At 69.4% G+C, this 22253-nt stretch carries 22 protein-coding genes; 16 read left to right on the forward strand and 6 right to left on the reverse strand.

Translation table 11 applies throughout. From position 1 onward, the window contains the following. Positions 1 to 20: 20 nt before the first annotated feature. The 6 genes from HLA95_RS03085 (at position 21) to HLA95_RS03110 (ending at position 4559) form a co-directional block, all read left to right on the forward strand. Entirely contained in the window at positions 21 to 1160 is a 1140-nt protein-coding gene (locus HLA95_RS03085; protein ID WP_191061498.1) for a trans-sulfuration enzyme family protein, read from the forward strand. Positions 1161 to 1889: 729 nt separating this feature from the next. Continuing rightward, positions 1890 to 2327: a hypothetical protein gene (locus HLA95_RS03090; RefSeq protein ID WP_191061497.1), complete on the forward strand. Its 438-nt coding sequence runs from the start codon at positions 1890 to 1892 to the stop codon at positions 2325 to 2327. Positions 2328 to 2529: 202 nt separating this feature from the next. Then, entirely contained in the window at positions 2530 to 2928 is a 399-nt protein-coding gene (locus tag HLA95_RS03095; protein WP_222182371.1) for a hypothetical protein, read from the forward strand. A gap of 36 nt (positions 2929 to 2964) precedes the next feature. Further along, positions 2965 to 3408 carry a hypothetical protein gene (locus HLA95_RS03100; protein ID WP_191062500.1) on the forward strand — a complete coding sequence of 148 codons (444 nt, stop codon included), beginning with the start codon at positions 2965 to 2967 and terminating at the stop codon, positions 3406 to 3408. Next, complete coding sequence (locus HLA95_RS03105) at positions 3398 to 3697, forward strand: hypothetical protein (RefSeq protein WP_191062499.1); 300 nt, start codon at positions 3398 to 3400, stop codon at positions 3695 to 3697. The genes HLA95_RS03100 and HLA95_RS03105 overlap by 11 nt, the downstream gene beginning before the upstream one ends. A 97-nt stretch (positions 3698 to 3794) precedes the next feature. Next, positions 3795 to 4559: an SDR family oxidoreductase gene (locus HLA95_RS03110; protein WP_159715931.1), complete on the forward strand. Its 765-nt coding sequence runs from the start codon at positions 3795 to 3797 to the stop codon at positions 4557 to 4559. A gap of 519 nt (positions 4560 to 5078) precedes the next feature. Here the strand turns inward: HLA95_RS03110 and HLA95_RS03115 are convergent. Then, a complete protein-coding gene (locus HLA95_RS03115) occupies positions 5079 to 5564 on the reverse strand; it encodes a peroxiredoxin (RefSeq protein ID WP_159715930.1) in 486 nt (161 codons plus the stop codon). 228 nt (positions 5565 to 5792) lie between these two features. Here HLA95_RS03115 and HLA95_RS03120 point away from each other — a divergent pair, with 228 nt between their 5' ends. Further along, positions 5793 to 6368 (forward strand): YqgE/AlgH family protein, encoded by a 576-nt coding sequence (locus HLA95_RS03120; protein ID WP_191060529.1) that lies wholly within the window; start codon positions 5793 to 5795, stop codon positions 6366 to 6368. 69 nt (positions 6369 to 6437) lie between these two features. On the opposite strand, the gene HLA95_RS03125 is transcribed toward HLA95_RS03120, so the two are convergent. Continuing rightward, entirely contained in the window at positions 6438 to 7808 is a 1371-nt protein-coding gene (locus tag HLA95_RS03125; RefSeq protein ID WP_191060527.1) for an HlyD family type I secretion periplasmic adaptor subunit, read from the reverse strand. Continuing rightward, on the reverse strand, positions 7808 to 10075 hold the full coding sequence (locus HLA95_RS03130) for a type I secretion system permease/ATPase (RefSeq protein WP_222182373.1): 2268 nt from the start codon (positions 10073 to 10075) through the stop codon (positions 7808 to 7810). The genes HLA95_RS03125 and HLA95_RS03130 overlap by 1 nt, the downstream gene beginning before the upstream one ends. Positions 10076 to 10432: 357 nt before the next feature. Between HLA95_RS03130 and HLA95_RS03135 the strand changes: the two genes are divergently transcribed. The 9 genes from HLA95_RS03135 to HLA95_RS03175 all read left to right on the forward strand — a co-directional run bounded on the left by HLA95_RS03135 (position 10433) and on the right by HLA95_RS03175 (position 20668). Then, the gene (locus HLA95_RS03135; RefSeq protein ID WP_222182376.1) at positions 10433 to 12109 is read left to right on the forward strand and encodes a TolC family outer membrane protein; all 1677 of its coding nucleotides are present in this window, start codon (positions 10433 to 10435) and stop codon (positions 12107 to 12109) included. A gap of 167 nt (positions 12110 to 12276) precedes the next feature. Further along, positions 12277 to 13815, forward strand: a complete 1539-nt coding sequence (gene gpmI, locus HLA95_RS03140) for a 2,3-bisphosphoglycerate-independent phosphoglycerate mutase (protein ID WP_222182378.1) — start codon at positions 12277 to 12279, stop codon at positions 13813 to 13815. Positions 13816 to 13819: 4 nt separating this feature from the next. Further along, positions 13820 to 14935, forward strand: a complete 1116-nt coding sequence (locus HLA95_RS03145) for a murein hydrolase activator EnvC family protein (protein ID WP_222182380.1) — start codon at positions 13820 to 13822, stop codon at positions 14933 to 14935. Continuing rightward, a complete protein-coding gene (locus tag HLA95_RS03150; protein WP_191060544.1) occupies positions 14935 to 16248 on the forward strand; it encodes a S41 family peptidase in 1314 nt (437 codons plus the stop codon). The genes HLA95_RS03145 and HLA95_RS03150 overlap by 1 nt, the downstream gene beginning before the upstream one ends. Before the next feature lie 125 nt (positions 16249 to 16373). Then, positions 16374 to 17222: a MetQ/NlpA family ABC transporter substrate-binding protein gene (locus HLA95_RS03155; protein ID WP_255591394.1), complete on the forward strand. Its 849-nt coding sequence runs from the start codon at positions 16374 to 16376 to the stop codon at positions 17220 to 17222. Positions 17223 to 17344: 122 nt separating this feature from the next. Continuing rightward, on the forward strand, positions 17345 to 18433 hold the full coding sequence (locus HLA95_RS03160) for a methionine ABC transporter ATP-binding protein (protein ID WP_191060548.1): 1089 nt from the start codon (positions 17345 to 17347) through the stop codon (positions 18431 to 18433). Beyond that, the gene (locus HLA95_RS03165; protein WP_191060546.1) at positions 18414 to 19067 is read left to right on the forward strand and encodes a methionine ABC transporter permease; all 654 of its coding nucleotides are present in this window, start codon (positions 18414 to 18416) and stop codon (positions 19065 to 19067) included. The genes HLA95_RS03160 and HLA95_RS03165 overlap by 20 nt, the downstream gene beginning before the upstream one ends. 65 nt (positions 19068 to 19132) lie before the next feature. Beyond that, entirely contained in the window at positions 19133 to 19717 is a 585-nt protein-coding gene (locus tag HLA95_RS03170; RefSeq protein ID WP_191060547.1) for a GNAT family N-acetyltransferase, read from the forward strand. A 105-nt stretch (positions 19718 to 19822) separates the two neighbouring features. After that, positions 19823 to 20668, forward strand: a complete 846-nt coding sequence (locus HLA95_RS03175) for an SHOCT domain-containing protein (protein WP_222182382.1) — start codon at positions 19823 to 19825, stop codon at positions 20666 to 20668. A gap of 56 nt (positions 20669 to 20724) precedes the next feature. Here the strand turns inward: HLA95_RS03175 and HLA95_RS03180 are convergent, their stop codons facing one another. The 3 genes from HLA95_RS03180 to HLA95_RS03190 all read right to left on the reverse strand — a co-directional run bounded on the left by HLA95_RS03180 (position 20725) and on the right by HLA95_RS03190 (position 22205). Continuing rightward, positions 20725 to 21390 carry a DUF2268 domain-containing putative Zn-dependent protease gene (locus tag HLA95_RS03180; protein ID WP_191061192.1) on the reverse strand — a complete coding sequence of 222 codons (666 nt, stop codon included), beginning with the start codon at positions 21388 to 21390 and terminating at the stop codon, positions 20725 to 20727. 156 nt (positions 21391 to 21546) lie between these two features. After that, positions 21547 to 21942, reverse strand: coding sequence for a PIN domain-containing protein (locus tag HLA95_RS03185; protein WP_191061191.1), 396 nt, complete (start codon positions 21940 to 21942; stop codon positions 21547 to 21549). Positions 21943 to 21953: 11 nt separating this feature from the next. Next, positions 21954 to 22205, reverse strand: coding sequence for an antitoxin (locus HLA95_RS03190; protein WP_191061190.1), 252 nt, complete (start codon positions 22203 to 22205; stop codon positions 21954 to 21956). Positions 22206 to 22253 lie beyond the last annotated feature (48 nt).

Raw genomic sequence — 22253 nt, forward strand, 5'->3', positions numbered from 1 at the left:
AGTTGCGCCGCGCCACGGCGATGCTGCACCGTCCGCGTCTGCGCAGCGAGTTCGGTGAAACCTCCGAAGCGCTGTTCCTCACCGCGAGCTTCTCCTATGCCAGCGGCGAGGAGGCCGAACCCGGGTTCGGCGAGCCTACGGGGCGCTACTGCTACACCCGGGTCGGCAACCCGACCGTGCACGCGCTGGAGGAGCGCTGGGCACAGCTCCAGGGCAGCGAGGCCGCGATCGCGACCGCGAGCGGCATGGCGGCGGTGCATGCCACCCTCTTCGCCATGCTCAAGGCCGGCGACCGGCTGGTCGCCTCGCGGCCGCTGTTCGGCTCCTGCATGTGGCTGTGCACCGATCTCCTGCCCCGGTTCGGGGTCGAGGTGGAGTTCGTCGATGCCGCCAATCCCGCCGGCTTCGCGGCGGCACTCGGCCGCCCGGCCGCCCTGGTCCTGATCGAGACCCCGGCCAACCCGACCCTGGACCTGGTCGACATCCAGGCCGTGGCCGACCTCGCCCATGCAGCGGGTGCCCGCCTCGTGGTCGACGACGCGCTGGCCTCGCCGATCTGCCAGGATTCCCTCCGGCACGGCGCCGACCTGGTCGTCACCTCGGCGACCAAGCACACGGACGGCCAGGGCCGGGTGCTGGGCGGCCTGATCGCCTGCGACCGGCAGACCCGGGACGAGGTCCTGCACCCGTTCATCAAGCATACCGGGCCGAACCTGTCGCCGTTCAGCGCCTGGGTGCTGCTGAAGAGCCTGGAAACGCTGGAGCTGCGGGTGCTGCGCATGGCGCAGAGTGCCCTGCGGATCGCCAGCTTCCTCCAGGATCGTGGCAACTGCGCGGTGCGCTATCCCGGCCTGCCGGACGATCCGTATCAGGCCCTGGCCAGCCGGCAGATGCACAATGGCGGCACGCTGCTCACCCTGCGCACCGGCGGGGGCAAGCAGGGCGCGTTCGACTTCCTGCGCCGGCTGGAGGTGATCGAGATCACCAACAATCTGGGCGACAGCCGGACGATCGCCACCCATCCGGCCACCACCACCCATGGCCGCCTGCCCCAGGCGGAGCGCGTCGCGATCGGGATCCACGACGACCTGATCCGGCTCTCGGTCGGCCTGGAGGATCCCGACGACCTGATCGAGGATCTGGACCGGGCGCTCGGCTGAGCTGCAACTCGGACGCAGCAGGGATCACGACGGCGCTCGCGGCCGTGCGATAGCGCGCGACCAATTCGTGACGTACAGCCGGAATGGATGTCCTTGTATTACAGGAAACGCCATGGTAACGATAAAGAGTAAATCTTTCATGCAGGAGACAGTCTGAAGTTCGATTAGTCTGCTTGTCAGGGATTTATTAAATACAAAATGCCAGAGTTGGTTGATCTGGTAAGAATATCTCAGGGGACAACGGCATGTACCGTGGAAGATTGTTTGGTGCGACCGGCATGATCGATGGTCATTCATCGGAAATCGATCATGTCGTGCCTGGGAAGCCGCAAGTAGCCTAGCAGGCTGGTGGCAACGTCCGCGCGGCACGACCTCCTCCTATCCGAATCCTGGTCGGCAGTGGTGCGCCGCTTCGCGCCGAAGCGGTGACGCTGGCTTTGTGCCGGCGCCGACCCCGTGGGGAAAACCGCATCTCGTGGCAGATGCGGGGAGGTTGCGCACGTCCTGTTCAAGGGCTCCGGTGCCGCGTTGGGCGCAACCAATGTATTCATCTGGAAACGGTACATCGGCTATCGCCGATCCTATAATCGTGTCTAAAGCATCCAAAGTAACATCTAAAAATCGATACAATTTTTGCTTGTATGTGCTGAAGATAATGTTAGAGAGGGGCATGTGCCGGTGGCGCTGGAATTAGCCAGACATTGCCACTCGGGACAAGGGAGCGTGACAATGGGTTATCTGAAGATTTTCCTGTGCTCGGCCGCCGTTCTCGGCCTGGTGTCCGCCACTGCCCTCGCTGCCTCCAACGGCAACGGTAACGGCAACGGCAATGGCAATGTCGGCAGCTATAACGGCAGCTATAACGGCAATGACAACAAGGGCTCCTATAACGGGAGCTACAACGGCAACGGCAATTACGGGTCGCACAACGGCAACGACAACGGCAACCAGAACCGTGGCAGCGACAACGGCAACGAGAACGGCAATGCCAACAAGGGCTACGGCAACGGCAACACCAACGGCAATGCGAACAAGGGCTACGGCAACGGCAACGTGAACGGCAACGAGAACCGGGGCAGCTACAACGGCAACGAGAACGGCAACAGCAACTACGGCAGCCAGAACGGTAACTACAACGGTAACCGCAACGGCCGCATGGGCCGCTGACGCTGAGTTCGGGGACAGGTCCGATCCGGCCTGTCCCATTGGCCTGTGACCTACAGCCTGACCCCGTATCCGGGTGCTGCCCGGGGCGGGGCAGGCCGAGGCGATCAGGCCTTGCAGCCGACTGATCGCTCGCGCGTTCCCGTCTGGCGGCGGGAGCGCGCCCTTTCCTGCTTCGGGGCCCTGTTTGGAGGAGTGACCTTCCGTGCCAGCCATGCCCTGGATCGCTGCCGGGCTGCTCTCCCTGGCCGGCGCCTTGCCGGCCGCCACCGTGCCCGCTGCCGCCACCGTGCCCGCGGATGCGTCGGCCGCCCAGCCCGGCCGCTCGTACCCCTCCTTCGCTGGCGGGATGTTCGGCAACGGCGACGTCGACATCATGAACGGCGGCGACGGCAATATCGGCAGCGACAACGGCAACCGTAACGCCGGCAGGCACAACGGCAATAGTAATATCGGCAACGGTAACGGCAACGACAACGACAACGGCGGCCATTACAACGGCAACGGCAATATCGGCAGCCGCAACGGCAACGGCAACGGCGGCAGCTTCAACGGCAACCGCAATCTCGGTCAGCACAACGGCAACAATAACGGCCGGCGCTGAGATGCGCCGCTCGTGGCCGCAGGAAGGGAGCATGCGATGAAGGCCCTGCTCGTCTCGACCGTCCTGGCCGCCGCCGGTCAACTGCCCGGGGCGGGCGGCGCAGGCCAGGCAGCCGAGCCCTGGGTCCGGCCCGCTGCCGCCGAGCAGCCCTACCTGACCGACTATCTGCGCCGCTGGTTCGGGGCAGAGGCGGGACGGGGAGACAGGTTGGACCGGGCGGGCGGCCGTCTCGACCAGGACGGTGCCGATCCGGCATGGTCCGGGCACTGGACTGGCCAGGGCAACAACAACGGCAACGGCAACTGGGGTGACGGCAACGGCAACGGCAACCTCGGCAACGGCCAGGGCAACGGTCAGTTCGGCAGCAACCGGGGCAACAACAGCCCCGGCCGAGGCGGGACCGGCAGTGGCAACGGCAACGGGAATGGCAACGGCAATGCCGGTAGCGGCAACGGCAATGGCAACGGGAATGGCCGATGAACTGCGCGGCCACGGGGCAGGCCGGCGCCACCATCAGGCTCCTGGTGCCGTGATGAGCGGGTCGTTGCGCGCTCACCGCCAGCGCCTGATCGAGGCGGGCCTGCGCCGACTCGAGGTCCATGCCCGGCCGGCCGACGCACAGCTCATTCGCCATCTCGCCCGCAGCCTCGCCCGCGACGACCGGGAGGGTGCCCGGCTGCGCAAGGCGCTGGAGGCGCTGGTTCCCGACAGGAAGGGGCCGAGCTTCAAGGAGTGGCAGGCATCGGCGGATGATTCCGACGAGGAATAGCCGCCGGCCGAAGGCCGCCACCCCCTCGGCCCTCTTGCGTCCTGGCCCGGAGTGAGGCTTCACCCGCAGGAGCACGATCAGGGCCAAGGGGGAACCGATGTCCAAGCTGTTCGATCTGAGTGGAAGGGTGGCGCTGGTTACGGGCGCCTCGCGCGGCCTGGGCTTTGCCATGGCCGAGGGCCTGGCCGAGCACGGCGCCACCGTGGTGCTGAACGGGCGCGACGCCGCCAGCCTGGAGGAGCGGGCGGCGGCACTGCGGGCGCAGGGCCTCTCGGCCGAGGCGGCGGCGTTCGACGTCTCGGACGGGCCGGCCGCGGCCGCCGAGGTGGCGCGCCTGGCCGACCGGCACGGGCGCCTCGACATCCTGGTCAACAATGCCGGGATCCAGCATCGCCGGCCGCTGGTGGAATGGGCCGACGAGGATTTCGAGCGGGTGCTGGCGGTCAACCTGACCGCCTGCTTCCGGATGGCGCGCGAGGCTGCCCGGGTGATGCTCCGCCAGGGCAGCGGCAGCATCGTCAACACCGGCTCGGTCGTCCCGGTCCTCGCACGCCCGACCATCCATGGCTATGTCGCCGCCAAGGCCGGCCTGCACGGGCTGACGCGCTCGCTCGCCGCCGAGCTCGCGGGCAAGGGGGTGCGGGTCAACGCGATCGGGCCCGGCTACTTCGCCACCGAGATGAACCGGGCGCTGCTCGACGACGAGGCCTTCACCGGCTGGGTCAAGAGCCGCGCCCCGGTCGGCCGCTGGGCCGACCCGGCCGAGCTGAAGGGGGCCGTCGTGTTCCTGGCCTCCGATGCGGCCAGCTATGTGCACGGCCATCTGCTGATGGTGGACGGCGGGATCTCGACCAGCCTCTGACGCGGACTGCCCGCCCCGTGTGCGGATCGGCAGGGCGGCCACCAGGACTCTGCCATCCGTGCACGCTCCGGCCCTGGCTTTGCCGGCGGCCGCACGATGCCTCAAGGTGCAGGCCCTGATGAAGGCCAGGAGGCTGGAGCGCGTCCACGCCAGGATGCAGGAATGTCTCGAGCGTCGCGTGCCCCGAGGCGAGCGCCAGGCTCCTGATCGTCTGGTCCATCCTCTGACCGGAGCCGGATGATCCGCACCTGGAAGCGGAGCGGTTCAGAAAAACCAGGACAGGGCGAGGGGCCGGACGTTCAGGCCATGGCGGACCGTACGGGATGAACCGGCGGCCCGCTGCCAGCACGCGTTCCCCTGCTGCGGAACCACGCGCTACGCCCCCCCTTGGGCCGCCCAGCTCCGATCCTCCCGCGCTGCTACGGCAAGCCATGCCTGCCAGCGACGATCCGCCCCGGGGCCGCCTGATCGGCAGCCCGCCAGCCGGCAGCATGGCTGCCGGACCGGCAAGGGGCCGGATCAGAGCGACTGCAGCAGCCGGTCGGCGCCGGAGACCTCCATGACGCCGGGGCTCTCCTCGACGTTCAGGACCTTCACCACGCCGTCCTCCAGCAGCATGGAGTAGCGCAGCGAGCGGACGCCCAGGCCGGCGCCCGAGGCATCCAGCTCCATGCCGATCGCCTTGGTGAACGCGCCGTTGCCGTCCGCCAGCATCAGCACCCGGCCCTGCACGTCGTTGACCCTGGCCCACTCGTCCAGGACGAAGGCGTCGTTCACCGCCACGCAGGCGATGACTTCCACGCCCTTCGCCTTCAGCGCCTCGCCATGCTCGAGAAAGCTCGGCAGATGCCGGTTGTGGCAGGTCGGGGTGAACGCGCCCGGGACGGCGAACAGCACCGCCTTCTTCCCGCCGAACACCTGGCTGGTCGACACGTCCTCCAGGCCCTCGGCCGTGCGGATCTTGAACTTGGCCTCGGGCAGCCGATCGCCCACACGGATCGCCATGTCTCGTCCATCCTGTCGCGACGCCCCGGCGCGCCGCCGGGCGGATTGCTCATGTTCGATGCCGGGCCGCCTCGGCCCGTGGACGAGAGATGGAGCACCGGGCCCGCCCACGCAACCGGCGGCACGGCCCGGGACGGCCGGCGCCATCCCCCGTCCGGGCCGACGCGGATGAACCAACTGTCATGGGGCCATCTTGGCGTGCCGGGGCGGCGCGCCTATGTCCATGGCATGGCTGCCCCAGATCAAACCCCTCCGCATTTCACCGGCATGATGCTGATCGCCATGCCGGGCATGGCCGACACGCGCTTCGCGAAGTCGGTGGTCTATGTCTGCTCGCACTCGCCCGAGGGTGCCATGGGCATCGTGGTCAACCAGGCGATCGACCAGCTCCGCCTGCCGGCCGTGCTCCAGCAACTCGGCATCGACGGTGGCGCGCAGCCGGACGACCAGCCGGTCCATGTCGGCGGGCCGGTCGAGACCAATCGCGGCTTCGTGCTCCACTCGGCCGAGTACCGGCTGGATTCGACGCTGGTGATCGACGAATCGTTCGCGCTGACCGCGACCGTCGAGATCCTGCGGGCGATCGCCGAGGGTAAGGGCCCCAAGCGCCTGGTGCTGGCGCTGGGCTATGCCGGCTGGGCACCGGGCCAGCTCGATGCCGAGATCATGGACAATGGCTGGCTGCTGGTGCCGGGCGACGCGGACATCGTGTTCGACCCCAACGACGAGGCCAAGTGGGACCGGGCGATGGCCAAGCTGAAGGTCGACCCGCTGCTCCTGTCCGGGGCCGCCGGGCACGCCTGACGTTCACGGCCGGAGCCAGGGCAGGGGGCCGGGAGCCAGGGGCGACGCCGCAGCGTGCCCCCGGATCCGTCAACGCTCGCGCAGGGCTTCGGAGCGGGCGCGCAGGATGGGCTTGAGCAGATAGTCCATCACCGTCTTCTTGCCGGTCAGGATGTCGACCTGCGCGGTCATGCCCGGGATGATCTCCAGCGGGCGCTCGTCCGTGCCGAGATGGGCCTTGTCGGTCCGCACCCGCACCCGGAAGAAGGTCTCGCCGCGCTGGTTGGCCAGGGCATCCGCGCTGATGTCCTCGACCCGCCCGTGCATCCCGCCATAGATCGAGTAGTCGTAGGCGGTGATCTTCACCGTCGCGGGCAGGCCCGGGCGCAGGAAGGCGATGTCGGACGGGCGGACCATCGCCTCGACCAGCAGCGTGTCCTCGATCGGCACGATCTCCATGATCTCGCCGCCGGGCGGCAGGACGCCGCCCACCGTGTTGATCTTGATCTGCTTGACCACGCCCCGCACCGGCGAGCGCACCTCCGTGCGCCGCACCTGGTCGGCCCCGGCCGAGACCACTTCCTGGATGCTCTGCAGCTCGGTGCGCTTGAGGGTCAGCTCGCGTAAGGATTCGGAGCGGTACTCGCTGCGCACCGCCTCGATCCGGTGGTACGCCTCCTTCAGGGCACTTTCCGCCCGCGGCTTCTGCAGCTGGGCCTGCTCCAGCGACGCCTCCAGCTCGACCACCTGCCGGCGCAGCCGCAGCGCGTCCATCTTGGAGAAGATGCCGCGCGCCGCGAGCGGGGCGGCCATCTCCTGCTCCTGCCGCGCGAGCGCCAGGGAGTCCGCCAGGCTCTCCTCCTTGTTGGCCAGCTCGCGCAGCTCGTTCTGCCGCTGCTCGACCTGCTGGTTCAGGACCGAGATCTGGTCGTCGAGCTGCTGCCGGCGCGCCTGGAACAGGCTCAGCTCGTTCTGAGCGAGCAGCGGCGCCTGCTCCAGCACCTCCGCCGGGAACTGGATCTCGCGGTCGTCGATCTGGGCCTGCAGCCGCTCCACCGAGGCAAGCAGGCCGTAATAGCGGATCACGTTCTCGCGATAGTCACTGGCAGCGCGGACGTTGTCGATCCGGGCGACCACCTGGTCCTTCTCGACCATGTCGCCTTCCCGAACCAGGGTCGCGGCCAGGATGCCACCCTCCAGGTTCTGGATGATCTGGACCTGGCGGGACGGGATCACCCGGCCTTCACCGCGGGTGACCTCGTCCAGCGTCGCCCATTGGGCCCACCAGATGAACACGGCCACGAAGGCCACCACGCACCACAGGATCAGGTGGCTGAACAGCCGGGGCTTCCAGCGCGAGGCACCATGGGCACCCGGGATGAACGCCTGCTCGGGCTTGCCTCCCAGCACCCAGTCGCCGACGCTGGCCGGTGCGCCCTGGCTTGCCGGACGGTTCGCCATCACCGCTCTCCCCGGATCTGGCCGGATGCCAGCGCCTTCAACACTTTCTCCTTCGGCCCGTCCGCCGCGACCCGGCCGTTGTCGATCACCAGGATCCGGTCGGCCAGCGTCAGCATCGACTGGCGGTGGGTGACCAGCACTACGGTACGACCCGGCACCTCGCGGGCCAGGCGCGCCTTGAGCCGGTTCTCGGCACCAGTGTCCATGGCGCTGGTCGGCTCGTCCAGGATCAGGATCGGCGGGTCGAGCAGCAGGGCCCGCGCCACCGCCACCGCCTGGCGCTGGCCGCCCGACAGCGCCTCGCCGCGCTCGCCGACATGGAGGTCGTAGCCCATCGGATGGCGGGTGGCGAACTCCTCCACGCCCGAGATCCGTGCTGCGCGCAGCACCGCCTGGTCGTCGACGAAGGCCGCCCCCAGCGTGATATTGTCGCGCAGCGAGCCCTGGAACAGGTAGACGTCCTGCGGCACGCAGCCGATCGAGCGGCGCAGGTCGGCCGGGTCGAGCTGGCGCACGTCGGTGCCGTCCACCAGCACGGCACCCTCCTGCGGCTCGTAGAGCCCCAGCACCAGCTTCTCGATGGTGGTCTTGCCCGAGCCGATCCGGCCGATCAGCGCCACCCGCTCGCCCGCCGTGATCTTGAACGAGACGTTGCGCAGCGCCGGCAGCTTCTGGTTCGGGTAGGTGAAGGTGACGTTCTTGAACTCGATGTCGCCGCGCAGATGCGGGCGGTGGACGAAGCGGGCCCCGTCCGGCCGCTCGGTCGGCAGCGCCATGATGTTGTTGAGCGTTTCCAGCGAGGTCTTGGACTGGTGGAACCGGGTGAGCAGGGCCGCCACCTGGCCCAGCGGCGCCATCGCCCGGCTGCCGATGATCGTGCAGGCGATCAGCGCACCCACGGTGAGCTCGCCCTCGGCGATCTTGTAGACCCCCATCACCACCATGCCGACATAGACCAGGTTGGCCGAGGTCGAGGCGAAGTTCACGGTGAGCGACGACAGGAAGCGCGCCTTGTTGGCGGTCTTGGCGGTGGCCGCGACCAGCCGCTCCCAGGAGCGCTGCATCCGGCCCTCGGCCGCCACGCTCTTGATGGTTTCCAGACCGTTGATCGCCTCGACCAGGAGGCCGTGCTTCATCGCGGTCTCGCGGAAGGTCTCCTTCACGATCCGGTCGAGCGGCAACTGGATCAGCAGGCCCACGCCCAAGACGATCGGCACGGCCAGGCCCGGAATGATCGCCAGGTCGCCGCCGATCAGGAACACGATCGCCAGGAACAGGATGATGAAGGGCAGGTCGACCAGGGCGGTGACGGTGGCCGAGGTGAAGAAGTCGCGCAGCGTCTCGAACTCGCGCAGGTTGCTGGCGAACGCACCCGCCGAGGCCGGGCGGCCGGCCAGGCGGATGCCCAGCACCTGCTCGAAGATCCGGCTGGCCATGATCACGTCCGAGGCGCGCCCGGCCGTGTCCACGAAATAGCCGCGGGCGGTCTTCAGGACGAAGTCGAACGCGAAGATGATCAGGGCACCCGCGGCCAGGACCCAGAGGGTTTCCAGCGCGTTGTTCGGGACGACCCGGTCATACACGTTCATCACGAACAGCGGCGACACGAGCGAGAAGACGTTGATCAGGAAGGCCGCGATCACGACCTCGATATAGACCGGCCACTGCTTGAACAGGGTCGACCAGAACCAGTGATTGCCGAAGCGGGGCGCTGACTGGCGCTTGTCGCGCTCGTTCAGCTCGAGCTCGGGCCGGGCGAAGAAGGCATGGCCGGTATAGATGCGCTCCAGCTCGGCCAGCTCGACCTCGCGCACGCCAAGCCCGGTCTCGGGCACGATCACCCGCGCCTTGTCGCCGTCGCGCGAGATCAGCACACAACTGCGCCGGTCACGCAGCAGGAGCACGCAGGGCAGGGCCAGCTCGTCGATGTCGCGCAGGCCGCGGCGCACCATCCGCGCATCCAGCCCGGCCCGCTCGGCCGCGCGCGGGAACAGAGCAGGGGTCAGCCGCTCGTCCTCGAGCGGCAGCCCCGCGCGCAGGGAGTCGGCCGAGGACGGCCGGTCCAGCAGGTGGGTGAGGGCCACCAGGCTCGCCAGGAGCGGGTCGTCGATCTGCGAGGTGGCGGCACGGATCCGCCACTGCGGCGCCTGCTGGCGCTGCGCGCCCGCCTCCGCCTGCGGCGGGACCGGATCGGCCACCGCACTCGGATCCGCGGTGGGATCACCGACCGCGCGCCCGGGATCATCGTCCGGCCGGACTTCCGTCATCGTATTTCCTCAGGCCCTCAAAGCGACGGAGCGGCTGCCGCCATGCGGCACGCCTTCCGGCTGTGATCGAATAAGCACAAGCTCATGCGGCGGCGTTCTAGCACCAACAGGTTAGCTTTCCCTTCCCATTCTCGCTTCCTAAACACAACTCGTCCCGGCGTTGCCGACATGCACCATCTCCGGCCGCTTGGGGAAGCGGTGTCCCGTGCCTGTTATTGACCCGCGGCCCATGCACGTCGACGTTGACGCGTGTTTGGAGTGACGTCTATCGACAGTTGAAAGTAGCTGTCCGTTTTTCTCGGGTAGCCAGAGACAGCGCGGAAGGATCGGATGCCAGGAAATGGTGGACACCGCCCGATGCGGACCCCGATGCGGGTGTTGGCTGGTCTGCTGACCACCAGCGCGCTCGTGCTGGCGGCGAGCTCGGCCCAGGCGACCACGATCGCCGACACGGTCCGGGCCACCGTGGCCACCAATCCCGAGATCGGCGTGGTCCGCAACGACCGCCTGGCGGTGGACCAGGAGCTCCAGCAGGCGCGGGCACTGGGCCTGCCGACGCTCGACCTCCGGATCGCCGGCGGCCCGGAATACACCAACTCGATCGGCACCCGCGCGCGCAACGACAGCAACGGGCGCTTTCGCACCGACACCTCGCTGACCCTCACCCAGCGGGTCTTCGACGGCGGTGCCACCCGCAGCGAGATCGACCGGCAGCTCGCCCGGGTGGACAGTGCGGCCAACCGGGTGCGCGAGGCGGCCGAGTTCATCGCACTGGACGGCATCCAGGCCCATCTGGACTATCTGCGCAATCTCGACCTGATCGCACTGGCCGACGCCAACGTCGCCGCCCACCGGCGAATCCTGGGCGAGGTCCGCGATCTGGAGGCTGGCGGCACCACCGGGATCGCCGATGTCCGGCAGGCCGAGGCCCGCCTCGCGGCGGCGGTCGACAGCCTGGAGCAGATCCGGGGCGACTTCGCCAATGCCGGCTCGACCTATCTGCAGGTGGTGGGCATGGCGCCCCTGGACCTCCAGCTGGAGGAGCCGCCAACCGCGGCCCTGCCCGGCGGGATCGAGGCGGCGGCGCTGCGCGCGTCCTCGTCCAGCCCCACCGTGCAGATCGCGGCTTCGGATGTCGACGTCGCCACGGCCGAGGTGCGCGCCGCGCGGGCGGGCTACTACCCACGCTTGAACGTGGAGGCGGGCGCTTCTACCGCCAATGACGTGAACGGCGTGGATGGCAGCGATGTCAGCGCCGAGGTCCTCCTGGTGATGCGCTACAACCTGTTCCGCGGCGGCGCCGATGTCGCGCAGGAGCGCGAGGCCTTCCATCGCCTGAACGAGGCGCGCTCCTCGCTGGCCCGGGTCCGGCGCCAGGCCGAGGAGGATGCGCGCAGCGCCTTCATCGCGCTGGACACCGCCACCGCCCGGATCGAGACGCTGCGCCTGCAGGTCGAAGCCAACCGCCGCACCCGCGACGCCTATGCCGACCAGTTCATCGTCGGCCAGCGCACCCTGCTCGACCTGCTGGACGCCGAGAACGAACTGTTCGTCTCGCGCGTCAACCTCACCACCGCCGAGTACCAGCAGCGCTTCGCCGTGTACCGGACGATCACGATCACCGGCGCGCTCCTGGACACGCTGGGCGTCGAGCGGCCGCGCGAGGAGATCAACATCGAGCGGACGCCCGAGCGGCTGCACACGCCGGAGCGGATCGAGCGGAAATCCCTGCAGCTCGAGAGCCTGAGCGCGGAGCCCCGCCCGCTGCGCGGCAGGTCGGCAGGCGAGCCGGCGGCCCTGCCGGGCAATCCGGGGCTCTCCGATCCGGTCGGGACCGAGCCGGCCGCCGCGGACACGAGCCAGGCCGCACCCATCGAGGTGGCCCCGGAAGCCGGTCCGGACGGTCCCCTCCCGGAGGACACGGCGGGGCTGGCCGGGATCGAGCCCACCGCCGGCCCGGCACCGGCGCCGTCGCAGGGCGGGGCCTCCTACGAATCGTTCGGCAGCTTCTGGAACGCGATCACCGGCGACTGAGGCGGCGTGCCGGCTGCGGCCGACGGCCTCGATCGGTGGCGGCCGGGTTCACTGGACCGCCATGGTGATCGGCGATAAGCCCGGGTGATCCTGTCCGGCCTGGCCGGCACCTGCCAAGGGGGCGGCAGGCCATGTCGGATCGGCAGGACCGCAGCTAGGGGTTCCTCATGAAGATCAGGCCGGTGGCCGTGGTGGTGCTGGACGGGTTCGGCCAGCGCGCCGATCCGAGCGACAATGCCGCGGCACTGGCGGCCACCCCGGTGATCGACCGGATCCGCGCGCAATGGCCGGTGACCACGCTGCGCGCCGACGGCGCGGCCGTGGGTCTGCCGGACGGCCAGTTCGGCAACTCGGAGGTGGGGCACACCAATCTGGGTGCCGGCCGGGTCGTGATGCAGGACCTGCCCAAGATCAGCCAGGCCGCGCGAGACGGCAGCCTCGCCGGCAACGAGCGGCTGCTGGACGCGGCACGAGCGGTCAAGGCGAAGGGCGGCCGGTTCCATCTGCTGGGCCTGGTGTCGCCGGGCGGCGTCCATTCTCATCAGGACCATGCGGTGGCGCTGGCCAGGGCCCTGGCAGCCCAGGGTCTGGAGGTGCTGGTCCATGTCCTCACCGACGGCCGGGATACGCCGCCGCGCTCCGCTGCGGAGTTCGTCGCAAGGTTCGAGCAGGACCTGGGGAATGCGGCCCGGCTCGCCACGCTCGGCGGACGCTATTTCGTGATGGACCGCGACCATCGCTGGGAGCGGGTCGAGAAGGGCTGGCAGGCGATCGTGGCCGGCCAGGGGTCGCGGGCGGCTTCGGCCGGCGAGGCGATCGCCGCTGCCTATGCCGCGGACAAGACCGACGAGTTCATCGAGCCCGTGATACTGGGCGATTACCGGGGCATGCAGGACGGCGACGGACTGCTCTGCTTCAACTTCCGCTCCGACCGGGTGCGCCAGATCATGGGCGCCTTCGTCGACCCCGGCTTCGAGGGTTTTGCGCGCGGGCAGGTGCCCGAGCTGGCGGCAGCAGTGGGCATGACCAGCTACTCCACCACGCTGGACGAGCGGCTCGCCACTCTGTTCCCGCCGGAGCCGCTGAAGGAGCTGATGGGCGAGGTCGTGGCGGGGGCGGGGCTCACCCAGCTGCGCGCCGCGGAAACCGAGAAATACCCGCACGTGACCTTCTTCTTCGATGGCGGCGAGGAGAAGGACCTGCCCGGCTGCCAGAAGATCCTGGAGCCGTCGCCCAAGGTCGCGACCTACGACCTCCAGCCGGAGATGTCGGCGCCGGGCCTGACCGACCGGGTCGTCCAGGCGATCGCCGACACCAGGCCCGACTTCATCCTGCTCAACTTCGCCAATCCCGACATGGTAGGCCACAGCGGCGTGCTGCCGGCGGCGATCCGGGCGGTGGAGACGGTGGATGCCTGCCTCGGCCGGGTGATCGCGGCGGTCGAGCGCCTGGGTGGCGCCCTGCTGGTCACGGCCGACCACGGCAATTGCGAGGTGATGCGCGATCCCGAGACCGGCAACCCGCACACCGCCCATACCACCAACCCGGTGCCGATCGTGCTGGTCGGGGCACCACCCGGGGTCGGGCTGCGTGCCGGCGGGGTGCTGGCCGACGTGGCGCCGACCGCGCTGGCGCTGCTGGGGGTCGAGCAGCCCGGCGCCATGACCGGCCGCTCGCTCCTCACCTCAGTGCCGGCGGATCGCTGAACGGATGCGTCGCCCGGTCACCCTGGCCCTGCTGGCGACGCTCGCGATCCTGGCGGCGCCGGCCGCTGTCGCCGGCCCGGTGCCCCGGCCGGACCGGAATGCTGCGGCCGCGGACCTGGTTGAGCGCGCCCAGCGGATCCGCCGCCTCCATCTGGCGACGCTGGGGCTGGAGGCGGCGCTGGGCGGTGCGCAGAACCGGATCGATCAGGTCGCGGCGGACCGGGTGCAGGCCGAGATCCGGCTGGAAGAGGCGAGCGACCGGGTGCGCGCGCTGCGCCGCGTGTACAGCGGTGCCGCCGCGCGAACGGTCGCGGCCCTGCGGCTGGCGGGAGGCGGCGGGTCCACGGCCGGGCTGAGCTACCGCCGGGCGGCCCTGCGGGCCGGCAGCATCGGCTGGCAACGCTCGGAACAGGCGCTGCGGGAAGCCGACCAGGCCCTGGCGCAACTCGGCCAGGCCCGCGCGGAAGGCGAGGCGGCGGTGGCGGCGCTGGACGGGCTGATGGCGCAGCTCGGCCAGGAGCGGGGCCGGATCGAGGACGTGCCGCTGGCCGTGCTGGCGATGGCGTTGCGCCAGCCCGACCCGGTAGCCCCCCTCCCGACTGCCTTGCCCGCCGACGCACCGTTCGGGCCGGCACCTCCCCAGGCGCCCGCGGACGGGGCAGCGGCCCTGGCCCTGGCCGACCTGCCGCCTGGCCGTGCCGGAAGCCTGCCCTGGCCGTTGCCCAGGCGCGACGAGCCGGCCTGGGACGGCATCCCGGCCGGCCTGCCGGTGCTGCCGCCGCTGGCGGGCGGTGCTGCCAAGCGCGGCATCCTGCTCGACCCGCCGGCTTCCGGCACCGTGCTGGCGCCGGAAGCCGGCAAGATCGTGTTCGCCGGGGCATTTCGCTCCTACGGGCAAATCTTGATCATCGACCATGGCAATGGCTACCATACGTTGATGGCCGGATTCGCACGTCTCGGCGTGGCCGCCGGAGCGGAGGTTCTGGCCGGTGAACGGATCGGCACGGTGGGCGTTGGGCCCGACGTGCCGGGACGCCTATATGTCGAACTGCGGCGCAAGGGTGTGCCGGTGGATCCGATGCCGTGGCTTGCGGCTCGGGAAGACAAGGTCCGGGGTTGATGACGGCGAGAATTATACGCTCTGGGCTACTGATCGGCGGTTCCGTCGCGTTCGGCGTGCTGGTCGGTCAAGTGGCACCGCTGTCCGCGCAGTCCGGCGGCGAGGTCTATCGGCAGCTCAAGCTGTTCGCCGACGTCTTCGAGCGGGTCCGCGCGGACTATGTCGAGGACGTGCCGGACCAGAAGCTGATCGAGAACGCCATCAACGGCATGCTCACCAGCCTCGACCCGCACTCGGGCTACCTGGACACCGACCGCTACCGGGACATGCAGGTGCAGACCCGTGGCGAGTTCGGCGGGCTCGGCATCGAGGTCACCATGGAGAACGGCCTGATCAAGGTCGTCTCGCCGATCGACGACACGCCTGCCGCCAAGGCCGGCGTGCGCTCCGGCGACCTCATCACCCACATCGACGACGAGGCGGTGACCGGCCTCGCTCTGTCCGAGGCGGTCGACAAGATGCGCGGGCCGGTCGACACCCCGATCCGCCTGCGCCTGATGCGCGAGGGCTCGGAGGAGCCGTTCGATCTGACTCTCAACCGCGCGATCATCAAGATCTCGCCGGTGCGCGCCCATGCCGAGGGCAATGTCGGCTATGTCCGCCTGACCACGTTCAGCGAGCAGACCGCGTCGGGCATGCGCGACGCGATCGACAAGATGCGCGCCGAGATGGGCGGCAAGATGCAGGGCCTGGTGCTCGACCTGCGCAACAACCCAGGCGGGCTGCTCGACCAGGCCGTGGCCGTGTCCGACGCCTTCCTCGACCAGGGCGAGATCGTCTCGACCCGCGGGCGGGAGAACGAGAACATCCAGCGCTTCAACGCGCGCAAGGGCGACGTCCTGGCCGGCGTGCCGATGGTGGTGCTGGTGAACGGCGGCTCGGCCTCGGCCTCCGAGATCGTGGCCGGCGCGCTCCAGGACCATCGCCGCGCGATCGTCATGGGCACCCAGACCTTCGGCAAGGGCTCCGTGCAGACGATCATGCCGATCCCGGGCCACGGCGCCATCCGGCTGACCACCGCGCGCTACTACACGCCGGCCGGCACCTCGATCCAGGCCAAGGGCATCACCCCCGACATCGAGGTGCATGCCGCGAACATCGAGGAAACCGACGACTCGTTCGGGCGGCGCGAGGCCGACCTGCGCGGCCGGCTGCGCAACGACCAGGAGGAGGAGGTGCCGGGCGTGGCGCCGACGCTGCCCCCGGAAGCCTCGGCGATCCCGGAGGACGGCGCCGAGGACTACCAGCTCTCGCGCGCCCTGGACCTGCTGCGCGGCATCGCCCTCTACAGCGCCCGCGACCCGGTCGACTGAACCGGCCGCACTTCAAATAGTCGATAGAATTAGTTGATTTTGCCGCCGCGGATGGTCAGCTATCTGGCTGATCGTCCCTGGCCGCCGTTTCGGCCCGGGCATGACATCGAACGGGCTGAAAGAACATGCAGGAAGCGAACGTCATGGCCGGCCGGCGGCCGTCCTGGACGCGACGCGGTGGCCTGGCGGCGTGCCTGGCCGTGGCCGGGCTGCTGCTGGCGCCATGGATGGGTGCATCCGCGCTGGCGCAGGAGGAGCCGATCAAGGTCGGCATCATGTCCGGCGAGGACGAGGAGGTCTGGCAGGCCGTGGTCGCCGAGGCGGCCAAGCAGGGCTTTACCGTCGAGCCCGTGGTGTTCTCCGACTACACCCAGCCCAACGAGGCGCTGGCGCGCGGCGACATCGACGCCAACGCCTTCCAGCACCAGCCCTATCTGGATGCCCAGATCGAATCGCAGGGCTACGAGATCACCCCGGTGGGCTTCACCGCCGTCTGGCCGATGGGCCTTTATTCCCGCAAGTACGCAAGCGTCGCCGAGTTGCCCGAGGGTGCCACGATCGGCGTGCCGAACGACCCGTCCAACGAGGGCAGGGCGCTGCTCGTCCTCCAGAACGAGGGGCTGATCAAGCTCGACCCGGACGCCGGGATCCTCGCCACGGTGACCGACATCGTCGAGAACCCCAAGGACCTCCGGATCAACGAGCTGGATGCCGGCGTGGTCGGCCGGGCGATCGACGACCTGGACGCCGCAGTGGTGAACACGGACTGGGCGCTCAAGGCCGGCCTCGACCCGGACCAGGAGCGGATCGCCCAGGAGCCGATCGAGAACAACCCGTACCGCAACTTCATCGCGGTCCGCACCGAGGACAAGGACGCGCCCTGGGTGGCGCCGCTGGTGGCCGCCTACCAGAACGAGGCGGTCCGCGCGGTGTTCGACCGCGTCTATCGCGGCACCGGCACCGCGGCCTACTGACCGGCCGAGCCGGCTCTATCTCCTGAACTGGAACGGCCTGGGCCGCCGGCCCGGGCCGTCCTGCCGTTGAATCGCACCGCGCCCGGCGGTGCCACTGTCCCAGAGGATGCCCCGTGGCCGCCATGGTCCTGGAACGCCCACCGCAGGTCCGTCCCGCCGCCCCGTCATCGCCACCGATGCCGGAGCCGATCGTGCGCGTGGTCGACGCCCAGCGCCATTTCGGCGCTACCGCCGCGCTGAACGGGGTATCGCTGTCCGTCGACCGCGGCGAGGTGCTGGGCGTCATCGGCCGCAGCGGTGCCGGCAAGTCCACCCTGATCCGCTGCCTGAACGGGCTGGAACGGCTGGATTCCGGCCGCGTCGAGATCGAGGGCCGGGACATCACCGGGCTCCATGAGCGCCAGCTCCAGCCGGTGCGCCGGCGCATCGGCATGATCTTCCAGCACTTCAACCTGCTGGCAGCCAAGACCGTCGCGGCCAATGTCGCCCTGCCGCTCAAGATCGCGGGCGTCCCGGCAGCCCGGCGCCAGGCGCGGGTGCGAGAGCTCCTGGAACTGGTGGGCTTGGCGAACCGGGCCGATGCCTATCCAGCACAGCTCTCGGGCGGGCAGAAGCAGCGGGTCGGCATCGCCCGGGCCCTGGCGGCCGAGCCGGTCCTGCTCTTGTGCGACGAGGCGACCTCGGCGCTCGACCCCGAGACCACCGGTTCGATCCTCACCCTGCTCAAGGACATCAACCGCGAGCTCGGCCTCACCATCGTGCTGATCACCCACGAGATGGAGGTGATCCGCAAGGTGGCCGACCGGGTCGTGGTGCTGGACCAGGGCCGGATCGTCGAGGAAGGGCCGGTCTGGCAGGTCTTCGCCAGCCCGAGCTCGCCCACGACGCAGAGCCTGCTCCAGTCCCTGCGCCCGAAGCTGCCAAGCGGGATCGCTGACAGGCTCCACCCGGTGCAGGGCGAGAGCGCCATCCTCCAGGTCGATCTGGCCGGCCCGGCCGCGCGCAGCCCGCTGATCGGCCAGCTCTCGGCAATGCTCCAGGCGCCCGTCCGCCTGGTCCATGGTGGTATCGACCATGTCCAGGGCGAGCCGGTCGGCACCCTGTTCCTGGGCGTGCCGAACCGGGGCGATGCGCCAGCGCGCGCCGTCCGCTTTCTCGAGGAACAGGGTGCCCGGGTCGAGAGGCTGGGATATGTCGACGATGATGCTTGATCTTCTGCTCCGCTCGACCTGGGAAACGATCCTGATGACCGGCCTGTCCGGCCTGATCTCCCTGGTCGTGGGCCTGCCGATCGGCCTGCTCCTGGTGGTCACCGAGCGCGGCGGCATCGCCCAGAACCTCTGGGTCAACCGCCTGCTGGCCGCGGTCGTCAACGGCTTCCGCTCCGTGCCCTTCATCATCCTGCTGGTGGCGTTGATCCCCGTCACCCGCTTCATCGTCGGCACCTCGATCGGCACCTGGGCCGCCATCGTGCCGCTCTCGATCGCGGCCATCCCCTATTATGCCCGGATCGCCGAGGTGTCGCTGCGCGAGGTCGACCGTGGCCTGGTCGAGGCGGTGCGCGCCATGGGCGGCAATCGCTGGACCATCGTGCGCGAGGTGCTGGTGCCCGAGGCCCTGCCGGGCCTGGCGGCCGGCTTCACCGTCACCCTCATCACCCTGGTCGGTGCGTCGGCCATGGCGGGTGCGATCGGCGCGGGCGGCCTGGGCGACCTCGCGATCCGCTACGGCTACCAGCGCTTCGAGACCGAGATCATGGTGGCGGTGGTGGCGGTCCTGATCGTGCTGGTCTGCGGCCTGCAATGGCTGGGGGACCGGCTCGTGGCGCGGCTCGACCACCGCTGATCTGTCTGCGCCGGCCCAGGCCCGCTATGCTGCCGGCAGGCGAGCTCGACGGGGGGCATTTCACGATGGCGGGACGTCCGCAACCACGCCGGCTGGTGACCCAGCGGCTGATCCTCCGGCCGTGGCAGGAAGCGGACCGGGCGCCGTTCCGGGCGCTGAACGGCGATCCGGAAGTGATGGAGCATTTCCCGCGGCCGCTCAGCCCCGAGCGCAGCGACGCGATCATGGACGCCTGGCAGGCGCATGTCGCCGAGCATGGCTGGGGCTTCTGGGCGGTCGAGCGGACCCTGGACGGCGCCTTCATCGGTGCGGTCGGCATCGCGACCGCCACCTTCCCCACCCATTTCACGCCCACGGTCGAGATCGGCTGGCGCCTGCTCAAGCCCTACTGGCGCAAGGGCTACACGCTGGAGGCGGCAAGAGAGTCCCTGCGCTTCGGCTTCGAGGAACTGCGGCTGCCGGAGATCGTCGCCTTCACCCTGCCGGCCAACCTGCCCTCGCGCGGGGTGATGGAGCGCCTGGGCATGCGCCGTGATCCGGCCGACGATTTCGAGCATCCCTCGGTCGAGGCCGGCCATCCGATGCGGCACCACGTGCTCTACCGGCTGAGCCGGGAAGCCTGGCAGCGCGGAACCGGTGCCGGCGGCTGAGTTTACCTAGGGCGCTCGTGGAAAAGCTGCCCGGGCAGGGCCATTTCCCGGAGCAGGCGGACCGAAGCGCAACCAGCCGCCACTACCATAGGGGAGGCCTCGTCGATGCAGGATCTGACCGCGGAAGGCCGCCTTGTGGTCGAGGAGGTGGCGGCGCGGCATGGCCTGTCCGCCGAGGCCGTGGCCGTCCTCCTCCGGGCGCTGGCCCAAGGTGGGGGCACGATGGCGCAGTTCAGCCACCCGGAGCTGGGCGGCATGGGCCAGTGGTCGCCGGGCGGCATGGTCATGATCGGCGACATGTTCAACCACGGCCTGAAGCAGCGGGTCGATGCCGCCTGCAACGACTTGGCCGGGCGGCTGCGTAGCCAGACGCTGCTGGCCCCCCGCGCATCGGCCACCCAGACCCAGGCGCAGGCTGGCGGCGACCGGCAGGTGCAGGCCGGCTACGCCCATGGCGGCTCCGGCGCCAGCATCGCGTTCGGCGGCGGCGGTGCCGGCCATGGCTGGCCGGCCGAGCTCGGCACGCCCTCGGCGACCGGCGCGCAGAACAATATCCGCTATGCCTGCTTCCCGGAGAGCCGCCGCCTGGCCCTGGACATCGGCGGCCGGATCACCGTCTACGACACGGGCGACCACCGGATCACCGGCTTTGGCCAGCAACAGGGCGGCGACGCCTCCCTGACCTTCACCAGCCAGCACGGGCTGGTCCGGATCTCCGACCTGCCGATCGTCGCGCCCATCCATGTGGAGATCACGCCGGCACCCGCCGGCCCCGCCCACGCGGCCGGCTTCCAGCCGACCCCTTCTGCCAGGGCATCGGCCAAGGCCGGCAGTGCCGACCAGGACCAGGTCCTCGCCACGATCGAGCGCCTGGCCGGATTGAAGGAGAAGGGCATCCTCAGCGAGGAGGAGTTCCAGGCCAAGAAGGCCGAGCTCCTTTCCCGGCTCTGATTCTCCTGGGGCCTGCGGGCTTTCCCTTGGGCTTGCTCCAGGCCTGTTGCCATGGGCTAGGAAGCCCGGAGCCCCTCAAGCCCCACGCCAAGAACAACTTGCGCAGGAACGTCGATCCAGACCGAGGCCTCGGCCGGTGGCGATTTCCTCAACCAATTCCCGACCAGCTCATATCCGAGCGTGTAGCCCAGCCATCGGGGCCGCTTCCCGCTCGCTCCAAAGAACCAGGCCGCATGATCATAGTTCGTTGACGAGAGTTCCGCCTCGTCCGGCAGATTCTTGCGCAGCGTCTCGACGTCCACTGCACATTCCCATGGCTCCGGGGAGTTCCCGAACAGCTCCCTGACGAACCGACCGGCCAACCCCTCGCTGACCAGAGCTTCACCTAGGGTGCGGCCGTATCCTGGGCCGGCAATACGGACGCAGTGATGCACCTCGTGCGCCACCTGACGGGCAAGAGTGCCGTCGGTGAGGCAGCGAGAGAGGTTCGGATTCTCCGGATCGATGGACAAGGAGAAAAGCGACTTCCGGTGGGCGAAGCCGACCATGCCGATTTCAGGGATAACTCTGCCCGGTTGTGGTTGTACCAGGATGTCGAGACGTGGCGGCGGGATTATCCTTGATACGGTGTCCCGCGCCGTCTCGACGCCGGAAATGATCAGGTCCTTCCAGCTCTGCAGGTTGCCCTCAGCCTCCAGCCAGTGAAGTTCCCACTCTTGCATGGCCCACCGACAGACATCTTGGAGTTGCTCCGTCACCAGGATGGGCAGGTGACGGTCCGAGTGCAACGGGCTGGCTGGGCTCGCGGTGCTGGCGCTCCTCGTCACAGGGTATGGTCGATCACTTCTTTTTCGTGCGGCCGACTGGCAGCCCGATGGTCATGCTGCTCGCAGCCAGTTCTCTACCCGCAGGCCCGGCACGCGCGAGAACTCGCCGACCTTGTCCGTCACCAGCGGCAGGTCGAGTGCCAGTGCGTGCGCGGCGATCAGCAGGTCGTTGTGGCCAATCGGGCGTCCACGGGCCTCGAGGCTCGTGCGGATGGCCCCGTAGGCGGAGTCGGCAGGCAGCCGGAGTGGCAGCACCGTGATCCTCCTGAGCAGGCCATCGACGAGGGCGTTCAGGCGAGGTGATCCGCGCTTGGCACTGCCGTAGCGACGCTCGGCCGCGACGATGATGCTCACGGCGACGCTGTTCTCTCCCTCGGCGGCGATGCGTCTGGTCACCTCGCCGGCAGGATGGCGGATCAGGTCGGATGCGATGTTCGTGTCCAGCATGAACCGGATGGTCAGAACACGTCCTCCGGCTCGACCGGCGGGTCATCGATCTCCGGGAACTGCTCCTCCCAGGGCTCGATCGTGGCCAGCCAATCCAGAAGGCCGACATGTTCGGCTGGCTCGATGACCAGCCGATCGCCCTCGCGGCGCATGATGGCCTCGTTCCCCGGCAGCTCGAACTCCACCGGAATGCGGACGGCCTGGTTGCGGCCGTTGCGGAAGAGCCGGACACGTCTTCCTGGCAGTTCGCCCGCGAACGTCATGTCGCCTCCAGCATATGCCATCAGGCCGATGTATGCGTGGTTCGCCGT

The sequence above is a fragment of the Geminicoccus harenae genome, from assembly GCF_019800005.1.
GTDB classification, from domain to species: domain Bacteria; phylum Pseudomonadota; class Alphaproteobacteria; order Geminicoccales; family Geminicoccaceae; genus Geminicoccus; species Geminicoccus harenae.

Coding starts and splice junctions, on each gene's coding strand:
- HLA95_RS03085 (WP_191061498.1), top strand. CDS start 21: ATGCTGCACCGTCCGCGTCTGCGCAGCGAGTTCGGTGAAACCTCCGAA.
- HLA95_RS03090 (WP_191061497.1), top strand. CDS start 1,890: ATGGGTTATCTGAAGATTTTCCTGTGCTCGGCCGCCGTTCTCGGCCTG.
- HLA95_RS03100 (WP_191062500.1), top strand. CDS start 2,965: ATGAAGGCCCTGCTCGTCTCGACCGTCCTGGCCGCCGCCGGTCAACTG.
- HLA95_RS03105 (WP_191062499.1), top strand. CDS start 3,398: ATGGCCGATGAACTGCGCGGCCACGGGGCAGGCCGGCGCCACCATCAG.
- HLA95_RS03110 (WP_159715931.1), top strand. CDS start 3,795: ATGTCCAAGCTGTTCGATCTGAGTGGAAGGGTGGCGCTGGTTACGGGC.
- HLA95_RS03115 (WP_159715930.1), bottom strand. CDS start 5,564: ATGGCGATCCGTGTGGGCGATCGGCTGCCCGAGGCCAAGTTCAAGATC.
- HLA95_RS03120 (WP_191060529.1), top strand. CDS start 5,793: ATGGCTGCCCCAGATCAAACCCCTCCGCATTTCACCGGCATGATGCTG.
- HLA95_RS03125 (WP_191060527.1), bottom strand. CDS start 7,808: ATGGCGAACCGTCCGGCAAGCCAGGGCGCACCGGCCAGCGTCGGCGAC.
- HLA95_RS03130 (WP_222182373.1), bottom strand. CDS start 10,075: ATGACGGAAGTCCGGCCGGACGATGATCCCGGGCGCGCGGTCGGTGAT.
- HLA95_RS03135 (WP_222182376.1), top strand. CDS start 10,433: ATGCGGACCCCGATGCGGGTGTTGGCTGGTCTGCTGACCACCAGCGCG.
- gpmI (WP_222182378.1), top strand. CDS start 12,277: ATGAAGATCAGGCCGGTGGCCGTGGTGGTGCTGGACGGGTTCGGCCAG.
- HLA95_RS03145 (WP_222182380.1), top strand. CDS start 13,820: ATGCGTCGCCCGGTCACCCTGGCCCTGCTGGCGACGCTCGCGATCCTG.
- HLA95_RS03150 (WP_191060544.1), top strand. CDS start 14,935: ATGACGGCGAGAATTATACGCTCTGGGCTACTGATCGGCGGTTCCGTC.
- HLA95_RS03155 (WP_255591394.1), top strand. CDS start 16,374: ATGCAGGAAGCGAACGTCATGGCCGGCCGGCGGCCGTCCTGGACGCGA.
- HLA95_RS03160 (WP_191060548.1), top strand. CDS start 17,345: ATGGTCCTGGAACGCCCACCGCAGGTCCGTCCCGCCGCCCCGTCATCG.
- HLA95_RS03165 (WP_191060546.1), top strand. CDS start 18,414: ATGTCGACGATGATGCTTGATCTTCTGCTCCGCTCGACCTGGGAAACG.
- HLA95_RS03170 (WP_191060547.1), top strand. CDS start 19,133: ATGGCGGGACGTCCGCAACCACGCCGGCTGGTGACCCAGCGGCTGATC.
- HLA95_RS03175 (WP_222182382.1), top strand. CDS start 19,823: ATGCAGGATCTGACCGCGGAAGGCCGCCTTGTGGTCGAGGAGGTGGCG.
- HLA95_RS03180 (WP_191061192.1), bottom strand. CDS start 21,390: ATGCAAGAGTGGGAACTTCACTGGCTGGAGGCTGAGGGCAACCTGCAG.
- HLA95_RS03185 (WP_191061191.1), bottom strand. CDS start 21,942: ATGCTGGACACGAACATCGCATCCGACCTGATCCGCCATCCTGCCGGC.
- HLA95_RS03190 (WP_191061190.1), bottom strand. CDS start 22,205: ATGACGTTCGCGGGCGAACTGCCAGGAAGACGTGTCCGGCTCTTCCGC.